The sequence below is a fragment of the Streptomyces sp. NRRL WC-3549 genome, assembly GCF_000721935.1.
Classification (GTDB): domain Bacteria; phylum Actinomycetota; class Actinomycetes; order Streptomycetales; family Streptomycetaceae; genus Streptomyces.
Genome location: NZ_KL585404.1, coordinates 44264 through 44695, shown reverse-complemented (window position 1 = coordinate 44695; position 432 = coordinate 44264). Strand labels below are relative to the sequence as shown.

Annotated in this window: 1 protein-coding gene; it reads left to right on the top strand. The window is 67.6% G+C overall.

Going from position 1 to position 432, the window contains the following annotated elements; translation table 11 throughout:
* Nucleotides 1-140: 140 nt before the first annotated feature.
* A partial coding sequence (locus IH13_RS0118010; RefSeq protein WP_031085678.1) for an alpha/beta fold hydrolase occupies nt 141-432 on the top strand: 292 nt, incomplete at its 3' end.

Here is a 432-nt window from a genome sequence, read left to right as displayed (position 1 = left end):
TTTCTGCGTTCTGGGAAGGTTCAGGGGAAGCGCCTCGGACGTGCGGGGATCCAGAGATCACCTCCTGACCTGAGCTCGGTGTCAGAGCGGCCCGGTAGCTTGCCGGCAGTCAGAACCTCGTCATCTTCAGGAGAACTGCCGTGGATATTCTGCTCATCGCCGGCCTGTGGCTCGACGGATCCGCATGGGACGACGTCGTACCCGAACTCACTGCGCTCGGCCACCGTCCCGTGCCTCTCACCCTCCCGGGCCAAGGAGACGGCACCGCCTCCGCGACGCTGGACGACCAGTTGGAAACGGTCCTCGCCGCGGTTGACGCGGCGCCCGGAAAGCCCCTGGTGGTAGGGCACTCCGTCGCGTCGAGCCTGGCTTGGCTGGCCGCCGACGCGCGACCGGCGAAGGTGGCCAAGGTCGCCCTGATCGGCGGCTTCC